Origin of the sequence: Aquipuribacter hungaricus (assembly GCF_037860755.1) — a bacterium.
Classification (GTDB): domain Bacteria; phylum Actinomycetota; class Actinomycetes; order Actinomycetales; family JBBAYJ01; genus Aquipuribacter; species Aquipuribacter hungaricus.
The window spans coordinates 1-8730 of sequence record NZ_JBBEOI010000160.1 but is presented as its reverse complement, the minus strand read 5'-3'; the positions used below and the strand labels follow the sequence as shown (position 1 = coordinate 8730).

The following is an 8730-nucleotide window of genomic DNA, read 5'->3' as shown; positions in this document are numbered from 1 at the left end:
TGGGAGCGCGGCCGCGCCGCCGGGGAGCGCGGCGCCGGCGCCGGGGGACGGGCTGGCGGGGTCCAGGGACGCAGCGCCCGGCGAACTCGGCCGGGTCATGGCCGGCGCGGGTGCGCTGGCCGCCGTCCTCGGCCTGCTCCTGCTGACCACCGACGGGTCCGGGCTCGCGTGGGCGCTCGTCGTCATGGTGGTCGGCGTGTACGCGGTGGGGGTGCCAGTGTCGCTGCGGCTGCGCCGCCGGCGCACCGACGCCGACAACTGGCTGCTCGTCGAGCACCTGCATGCCGGCCTGTGGTGGGGCGGCGGGACGGCGGCCGTGCTCACGCTGCCGGGGCTCTTCACCGGCGTCCCCCTTCTCGCCGCGGTCGTCGGTGCCGGGCTCGGCGGGGCCCTTGCCGTCGTCGGTGCGCTGGTGGCGGCGCTCGTACCGGGGCGGGCGAGGCTCGCTGCTGCCGGGGCAGGCCCGGTGGTGCTCGCGCTCGTGGTCGTCGCCCAGCTGGTCTGACACCCACCGCCGCTGTCGCCGCGGTCGCCCTCGTCCGGCGGCACGTCCCCGTCAGCTGGTCCGGCAGCTCGTCCGGCATCGGGTCGGTCGGCTCGTCCGGCGGCTCGTCCGGCAGCTCGTCCAGCAGCTCGTCCGGCACCTGGTCGGGCAGCTCGCGCGGTGCCCGGACGGGACGGCCACCGGAGCCCGCCCGGGCCGCCCGCCTACCCTGGAGTCATGCCTCGCGCTGCCTCTGCGTCCGCCCCCGGCACGACCGACGTCCACGCCCGGCCCGCGGTCCCGACCGCCGTGGTGGCTGCCGGCTCCCTGGTCGTCGGGTTCGCCGTCGCCCAGGCCACCGACGTCCGGGCCCTCGGCGGCGTGGTGCTCGTGGCCGGAGCCGCGTGGTGCGGGCGCCACTGGGTGCGCCGGCAGGGCCCCGTCACCGCGACCGCGCTGCTGGTCGGCTATGCGGGCGGGTTCGTCGGCAGCCACCTGCTCGCCCGCGAGATCGGTGCGTGGCCGTCGGTGCTCACCGTCGCCGGGGCCGTCGGCGCCGCGGCGTGGGTCGCGTCGGACCGCCGGGGATGACGCACGTCCTCGTCGTCGGCGGGGGCGTCGGGGGCCTGCTCACCGTGCAGGCCCTGCTCGACCGGGCGGACGACCTGGCCTCGGGCCGGGCGGACGACCTGGCGGAGTGCTGGGCGGACGACCTGGTGCACGACCTGCGGGATGACCCAGCTGACGGCCGGGAGGACGGCGGGCTCGAGGCCCGGGTCCACGACGGGGCTGGCCACGGCGCCGACGGGGGAGCCCACGGCTCGGGCGCGGCCTCTCGAGCAGCGGGGCCGCGCGTTCCCCTCACGGTGACCGTGGCGGTGCTGAAGCCCGGGTCGCTCACCGCGTCCCGCAGCGGCGGGCTCGCCATGCGCTACGCCTCGACGGACCCGCGCGCCGACGGCTGGGCGACGCGCTCGGCGGTCCTCGCGACCGCGCTGGCCCGGCGCCACGCGCACGTCCGCACGCACGTCCGCACCCGGTCCGCGGTCGTGGTGTCGCGCCGCGGCCCCGTGACCGGCCTCGCCGGGACCGCGGTCGACCCCGCCGGGCTCGGCCTCTCCCGCCACTCCGACGCCCTGCTCGTCGACCCCTCGCCGCAGTGGGACACCTGTGCCCTGCTCCCGCGCTGGGCGGCAGCGCTGGCTGCCGACCCGCGCGTCCGGACGGTCGGCCTCCCGGCACCGCTGCGCTCCACGGCCGACCTGCTCGCGCTGCACGACCGGCACGGCGCCGACGTCACCGTGGCCTGCCTGGGCCTCGGCGCCCACGTCCTCGGTGACACCCGTCTGTCGGGCCGGCTCGGTGTCCTGCTGCGCGGGCCGCTGCCGGAAGGCACCGTCCACGAGCGGGCCGCCGTGGTGGACGACGACGACACGTTGCGGCCGCGGTACACCGTCCCCCACCGCAGCGGCCCCCAGCCCGACGCGCACCCCGGCGCCGACCAGCACGGCGACCTGCAGCCCGCCGACGACCACCTGCACGTCGGCGGCACCTACCTGCCGGTCGACGACCCCGCAGACTGGGACGACGTGCGCCGGCTGGCCGACCGCGCCACTGCCGAGGTGCCCGCGCTGCTCGCCGACGCCGCGGACCGGTTCCCGGCGCTGGCCGGCTGGCGGCCGGACGCCGCGCCCTGGTGGCACCTGCGCCCGGTCCGGGACACCGTCGCCCTCGGCCGGGTGGACCCCGGGCTGGTGGGCGGCCGCGACGTCGTCGTCTCCCACGGCTGGGGCGGGTCCGGCTGGACGATCGGCCCCGCCGTCGCTGAGGAGACCGCTCGGTCCCTCCTGCCCGGCCCCGCGACCCACGGCTCGGTCCGCGACGACGCCGACGACCCGCTGGCCACCTACGGCTGGTGGCGCCCGTGAGCCGGGGCACCCGGACCGCGCGGGGCGCATCGACCACCGCCCCTGTGCCGGGATCCTGGCCGGTCGCCGGGGGGACGGCCAGCCTGAGCAACGAGCCGGCGGGCTCGACCGGCTGGCAGCTCGCGGTCGACGGCGTCCCGCAGTCCCACGTGGACCTGGCCGACCCGACGGTCCTCGTCTTCGAGTACGTCCGCTGGATCGGCGGGCTCGTCGACTGCCTCGCCCCGCCGGGGGCGGACCTCAGCACCGTCCATGTCGGCGGGGGTGCCGGGACGCTCGCCCGCTACGTGGCCGCCACCCGCCCCGGCTCGCACCAGGTGGTGCTCGACCCCGACGTCGCCCTGCTCGACCTGGTGCGCGAGCAGCTGGGGCTGCGCAGCGCGGGCCGGCTCAAGGTCCGCGCCGTCGACGGGCGCAGCGGCCTGGCCGGCTGCCGCCCCGGCTCGTTCGACCTCGTCGTCCGCGACGCCTTCGCCGACGCCGGCGTGCCGACCTCGCTGGTGACGACGCAGTGGTGCGAGGCCGTCGCGGCGGTGCTGCGCCCCGGCGGCGTGCTCGTCTGCAACCTCCCCGACGCGACGCCCTTCCCCTGCACCCGGGCCGAGGTCGCCACGCTGCGGACCCGGTTCGCTCACGTGCTCGCCGTCGCCGAGCCCGGCACGCTGCGCGGCAGGCGGACCGGCAACGTGCTGCTCGTCGCCTCCGACGCGCCGCTGCCCGAGGCGAGCTGGGGCCGACGGCTCGCCGGTGACGCCGTGGCACCGGTCAGGCTCATGGACGACGGCCAGGTGCGCGACCGGTTCGGGGGCGGCACGCCCCTGGACGACGCGGGTCCGTTCGTCGCGCCCCCGCCCCGGCCACGCTTCCGCTGACGGACCCGGCGGTCCCTCGCGCGCACGCGCGCCCGCTGCCTACAGTCCGCAGGTGACCGGTCGTCGTGCGCGCAGGGCAGCGGGCGCCGTGCTCGCGGCCGTCGCACTGGCCGGGTGCGCGCCCGCCGACGACTCGTCTCGCACGCCAGCCGCCGACGGCGGACGGGCGACCGCCGCGCCCGGGGCGGCAGCCGTACCCGGGACGGCGGCCCCGTCCGGGGGCTCGCCGTCGGCGGGCCCTTCGTCCGCTGGCCCAGGACCGGCACCCGGGTCGACCTCCGGGGCGGGGGCTGCCGCCGGGCTGTCCGCCTCGGTGGTGCAGTACCGGCGCGACGCCCAGCGCGGTGTCCTCCAGGTCAAGGTCACCAACGGCGGCGACCGCCCGGTACGGGTGACGCACGTCCGGCTCGACACCCCGACCTTCACCGCCCCCGTCGAGGCCGACAAGGACTCCCTGGTCGGGGCGGGGGTGTCCGCTGACCTCACCGTGCCGCTGGGCGAGCCCGCCTGCGGCCCGGACGGCGCCGCCCGTGCCGACGGCCCGCACCTGGTCACGCTCGAGGTGGACGGCGAAACCGTGGAGCTTCCGGTCGGCGCCGAGGTGCTCGGTCCGGTCGCGGCCGAGCGGTGCGCCGCCGCCGCGGTCGCCGTGCAGGTGGTGCTCACGGTGGGCGGCTCGTGGGTCGACGCGGGGCAGGTACGTGGCGAGCCGGCCCTGCGCGGCACGGTCGTGGCCGCCCCCCGCCCCGGCGCCCCGTCGCTGACGGTCAGCGTCGAGGGCGCCACCACCCTGTTCACCGTCGCGGAGCCGGCGGTGGCCGACGTACCCGCAGGCGCGCCGGGTCCCGCCACGCTGGACGTCGTGCTCACCGTCACCCGCTGCGACCCGCACGCCGTCGCCGAGGACAAGAAGGGCTACCTGCTCCCCGTCCGCGTGGCGGTCGACGGGGCCGCCCCGGTGCTCGTCGAGGTCGCCGTCCCCGTGCCCGAGCGGGCCCCGCTCCAGCAGCTCGTCGACCGGACGTGCGCGCCCTGACCCCCGCACCGCAGCACCGCGCACCGCAGCCCCCGCCCATGACGAGGGCGGGGCCCCCGCCCGGCACGACGTGCGTGCCGGGCGGCGACCCCGCCCCGGGGTGCGTCGGTGGGACGGTTCAGGAGCGCGGGCGGCCCCGGGTCACGCACACGTTGCCCAGGTCGACGGTCTCGCCGCGGCCCACGACGACCTCGCGGACCGACTTGACCGTGCCGCGACGGTCGGTGCAGGTGAGGACCCACGACTCGGGCTCGTTGACCACGCGGGGCGTGGGGTTGCGGAAGCCCACGGTGCCCGCCCAGTCGTTGGCGTCACCGCCGTCGTAGTTGAACGCCATGACCGTGTACTCGCCCGGGACCGGGTCGGCCAGGGAGAGCACCTCGGGCTGGTTGCCCGTCGCGGCGCTGCCGACCTCGTTGCCCTCGGAGTCGAAGACGTAGAAGTCCCAGTCCGTGGCGGCGTCCGCCCAGGTGAACTGCAGGTCGGCGTAGGCGTTGTCGAAGCCCTCCTCGATGGTGAAGGTGGTCGTCTCCTGGGCCAGGTCCGGGTCGAGGTCCGGGTTCTCCGCCGGGACGCCGTCCGGGTTGGTCAGCGTGATCCCCGGCTGGGGCGGGGCGGTGGGCTCGCGCCCGTCACGGCCGGCGACGATCGGCCGGGTCGAGGGGTTGACCGCGAAGGAGAACTTCCCGCCAGTGGAGTCGTAGCGGCTGTACAGCGAGTCCTCGAACTGGATGGGCGGGTCGACCACGCCACCGGCGCGGACCACGGGCGAGGTGGAGGTCAGGAACTCCTTGGACACCTCGATGGTCCAGCCGCGCGGGGCGGTGCCGGTCAGCGTGGAGTGGTAGGCCGGGTCTGCGGTGGCGCGCTGCATCTCCAGGTAGGCAGCGCTGTTGCCGCCCTTGCCCTCGGGTGCGGCGGGCGCCAGGCCCAGGTACTCGCCCACGACACCGATCTCGAAGGCGGGGTGGAAGCCCACGGTGCCGATCTCCGGGGTGAAGCCGAGGGAGCCGGCGGTCCAGAAGGCCCAGTCCTCGGTGCCGCCCGTGGTGTCGTACAGCTGGTACGACGGGATGTTGGCGTAGTCGTTGTGCGAGGTCGCCCGGGCGCCGAGCTCGGCGTACAGCGGCTCGTCCAGCGGGGCGCCGACGGCCTGGACGCCCGGCGGGCGCAGCCAGAGGTCACCGAAGGTGTGGTTGGTGATGAGGGTGGTCACGGAGCGGGAGGCCACGAGCGCCTGGATGTTGCGGGTCTCGGGCTCGGAGAAGGGCCCGTCGCCGCGGTAGGTGTCGCCGGACCAGTTGATCTCCGCCCCCGGGCCGCCCCACAGGCCGCCGTAGTTGCGGTTGAGGTCGGTGCCGCGCAGGCGGCCGGCCGGGTTGTCCGTGCAGGTGCCCGTCGTGTAGTCCACCGGCGCGGTGGGGGTGTTCGCCGAGATGCTGCAGTTCTTGCGCTTGTTGTCGTAGCTGAACAGCCCGAACGTGTCGGTGGTGGCGGCCTCGCGGGAGATGGTGAACCCGTCGGGGTTGACGATCGGCACCACGATGGTGCGGGTCGACTCCACGAGGTCGGTCAGCTCGGCGTCGGAGCCGTAGCCCTGCAGCAGCTCGTAGGCCCACTCCATGGCGTGCTCGCCTGCCGGCCACTCCCGGGCGTGGTGCACGCCCATGTGGAGGAAGACGGGCTTGCCGTCGTGGACGCGCTGGACGTCGGTGGTGATCTCGATGCCGTGGACCATGCGGCCCTCGACGGTCGGCTCCTCCAGCGTGATGGGCTTGGCCAGCCGGGGGTACTCCGCGACGAGCGCCTTCAACTCGGCCTCGTAGTCGGCCAGGCGTCGGTACTCCGTGCGCCCGCTGGGCAGCTCGGTGCGCTGGACCGAGGCGGCGAAGGCCGCGTCGGCGCTGCGGTCGGCCTGGGACTGCGCGGCGAGGTCGGCGACCTCGACGTCGAAGGTGAAGCCCGCCTCGTCGAGGACCTGCTCGTCCTGCGCGCCGTAGAGCACGACGTCGACGCTGTCGGTGTCGGCGTGCTCGGTGAGGTCGAGGCCGAGCTCCTGCAGGCGCTCCTTGTCCTCGCGCTCCGGCGTGCTCACGGACACCAGCGACGCCGACTCCGGAGAGCCGGTGATGGCCAGGAACGACAGGTCGACGGTGACCCCGCCCGGACGGCCGGAGACGAGGCAGCCCTGCACGGTGAGGGGGGTCCCGGCCTGGACGAACCCGGTCGCCCGCTCGGTCCCGGTGAAGCCGGCGCTCGCCGCGACGACCTCGCCGGCGTCGTCGAAGACGGCCAGGTCCCAGTCGCCGGCACCGGCGACCGACGCCTCGACGAGGCCGGAGCTCGGGGCGGTGACGCGGTAGGAGTCCACGCCCCGGCCGCGGGCGGGGGCGTCGGCGCACGTGCGTGCCTGGGCGGCACCGACGCTGAGGCGGCCGGTCTGCTGCGCCTGGGCGCTGGGGAGGGTGACGAGGGCGCCGGTCGCGACGAGCAGGCCGGTCAGGCCGATGGCGGTGCGGGTACGGGCGCGGCGGCGGTCGGGCACGTCCTGCGCGCCCTCGTGGGGCGGGCCGGACGGACGAGGTGTCGACATCGAGGACCTTTCGTCTGGGAGGTGCCCGGAACCTATGGCGGCCCCGAGCCGTGTCACAAGAGGTGGACGGCGGCAGTTGTAGGTGATCTGTCAACCATCCTGACCGTCCGGTCGTGCGGTCCGGCGGCGCGGCCACGGGTGCAGGTCGGCCGGCGGTCAGGACGCGCCGGACGCTAGGCCGCGGTCCCGACACAACCCCGTCGCACCCGCCGGCCGCGGTGCTGCCGCCGGTCCTCGGCGGACGCGCGGGCGGCTGTGTCCGGGGCTGGTGGCACGCTTGCGCCATGACCGACCGCCAGTTCGGGTTCCGCACCAGGGCGCTGCACGCGGGGGCCGGCCCCGACCCCACGACGGGTGCGCGGGCGGTGCCGATCTACCAGTCGACGAGCTTCGTCTTCGAGGACACCCAGGACGCCGCCAACCTCTTCGCGCTGCAGAAGTACGGCGTCATCTACTCCCGGATCGGCAACCCCACCGTGGCAGCCCTGGAGGAGCGCCTGGCCAGCCTCGAGGGCGGGCTCGGTGCGGTGGCCACGAGCAGCGGGCAGGCGGCCGAGTTCGTCGTGTTCGCCGCGCTGGCCGGCGCCGGGGACCACATCGTGGCGGGCGCGAGCCTGTACGGCGGGACGATCACCCAGCTCGACGTCACCATGCGGCGCTTCGGCGTGGACACGACGTTCGTCCGGGGCAACGACCCGGCGGACTTCGCGGCCGCCATCACCGAGCGGACCCGCTTCGTCTTCACCGAGGTCGTGAGCAACCCCGGTGGCGAGGTCGCCGACATCGCCGGGCTGGCGGAGGTCGCCCACGCCGCCGGGATCCCGCTCGTCGTCGACGCCACCACGGCCACGCCGTACCTGTGCCGCCCGATCGAGCACGGCGCCGACATCGTCATCCACTCCACGACGAAGTTCATCGGCGGGCACGGCTCGACGATCGGCGGCGTCGTCGTCGACGCCGGCACGTTCCCGTGGGACAACGGCAAGTTCCCCGCGATGACCGAGCCGGTCGCCTCGTACGGCGGCCTGCAGTGGTGGGGCAACTTCGCCGAGTACGGCTTCCTCACCAAGCTGCGCAGCGAGCAGCTGCGCGACATCGGGGCGACCCTCAGCGCGCACTCCGCCTTCCTGCTCATCCAGGGCGTCGAGACGCTGCCCCAGCGGATGCGCGAGCACGCGGCCAACGCCCGGACCGTCGCCACCTGGCTGGACGAGGACCCCCGGGTGTCGTGGGTGCGCTACGCCGGGCTGCCCGGCCACCCCGACCACGAGCGGGCCCAGCGGTACCTGCCCGAGGGCCCCGGCGCCGTCTTCGCCTTCGGGGTCGCCGGCGGCCGCGAGGCGGGGGAGAGGTTCATCAACTCCGTGGAGCTGTGCAGCCACCTGGCCAACATCGGCGACGCGCGCACCCTGGTGCTGCACCCGGCCTCGACCACGCACCAGCAGCTGAGCGAGGAGCAGCTCCGGCTCGGCGGCGTCGACCCGGACCTGGTCCGGATCAGCGTCGGGCTCGAGGACGTCGACGACGTGCTGTGGGACCTGGACCAGGCGCTCGAGCGCGCCACCGGCAGGACGCGGGACGGGCGGGCCGACAGCGGCACCGACGGCCGCACCGCCGGGCAGACGGACGAGCGGGACGAGGCCGTGGCATGACCGAGACCGAGGTCGGCGGATACGCGGGCGGTGCGGCCGAGGTGCCCGCCGCGACGACGGGCCTGCGCGACGACGGCACGTCAGGGGACCGCGCGGGAGGCGACGGCGCAGCCGGCGGGGCGGGCGGCGACGAGCAGGCCACCACCGGCAGCGTCGACGGCCGCC

7 protein-coding genes are annotated in these 8730 nt (G+C 76.2%); 6 read left to right on the top strand and 1 reads right to left on the bottom strand.

Annotation, left to right across the window (positions count from 1 at the left end; translation table 11 throughout):
* The 5 genes from WCS02_RS14570 to WCS02_RS14550 form a co-directional block, all read left to right on the top strand.
* Positions 1–505: hypothetical protein (locus WCS02_RS14570; RefSeq protein WP_422665425.1), on the top strand; the 505-nt coding region annotated here is incomplete at its 5' end.
* 216 nt (positions 506–721) lie between these two features.
* Positions 722–1075 (top strand): hypothetical protein, encoded by a 354-nt coding sequence (locus WCS02_RS14565; protein WP_340294468.1) that lies wholly within the window; start codon positions 722–724, stop codon positions 1073–1075.
* On the top strand, positions 1072–2412 hold the full coding sequence (locus WCS02_RS14560; protein WP_340294466.1) for an FAD-dependent oxidoreductase: 1341 nt from the start codon (positions 1072–1074) through the stop codon (positions 2410–2412). Before WCS02_RS14565 ends, WCS02_RS14560 begins: the two co-directional genes overlap by 4 nt.
* Positions 2409–3284 (top strand): spermidine synthase, encoded by an 876-nt coding sequence (locus WCS02_RS14555; protein WP_340294464.1) that lies wholly within the window; start codon positions 2409–2411, stop codon positions 3282–3284. The genes WCS02_RS14560 and WCS02_RS14555 overlap by 4 nt, the downstream gene beginning before the upstream one ends.
* A 316-nt stretch (positions 3285–3600) precedes the next feature.
* A complete protein-coding gene (locus WCS02_RS14550) occupies positions 3601–4320 on the top strand; it encodes a hypothetical protein (RefSeq protein ID WP_340294462.1) in 720 nt (239 codons plus the stop codon).
* 118 nt (positions 4321–4438) lie between these two features.
* Here WCS02_RS14550 and WCS02_RS14545 read toward each other — a convergent pair whose 3' ends face one another.
* A complete protein-coding gene (locus tag WCS02_RS14545; protein WP_340294460.1) occupies positions 4439–6913 on the bottom strand; it encodes a M14 family zinc carboxypeptidase in 2475 nt (824 codons plus the stop codon).
* A 284-nt stretch (positions 6914–7197) separates the two neighbouring features.
* Between WCS02_RS14545 and WCS02_RS14540 the strand changes: the two genes are divergently transcribed.
* On the top strand, positions 7198–8565 hold the full coding sequence (locus WCS02_RS14540) for an O-acetylhomoserine aminocarboxypropyltransferase/cysteine synthase family protein (protein WP_340294458.1): 1368 nt from the start codon (positions 7198–7200) through the stop codon (positions 8563–8565).
* Positions 8566–8730: the final 165 nt, after the last annotated feature.

Coding starts and splice junctions, on each gene's coding strand:
- WCS02_RS14565 (WP_340294468.1), top strand. CDS start 722: ATGCCTCGCGCTGCCTCTGCGTCCGCCCCCGGCACGACCGACGTCCAC.
- WCS02_RS14560 (WP_340294466.1), top strand. CDS start 1,072: ATGACGCACGTCCTCGTCGTCGGCGGGGGCGTCGGGGGCCTGCTCACC.
- WCS02_RS14545 (WP_340294460.1), bottom strand. CDS start 6,913: ATGTCGACACCTCGTCCGTCCGGCCCGCCCCACGAGGGCGCGCAGGAC.
- WCS02_RS14540 (WP_340294458.1), top strand. CDS start 7,198: ATGACCGACCGCCAGTTCGGGTTCCGCACCAGGGCGCTGCACGCGGGG.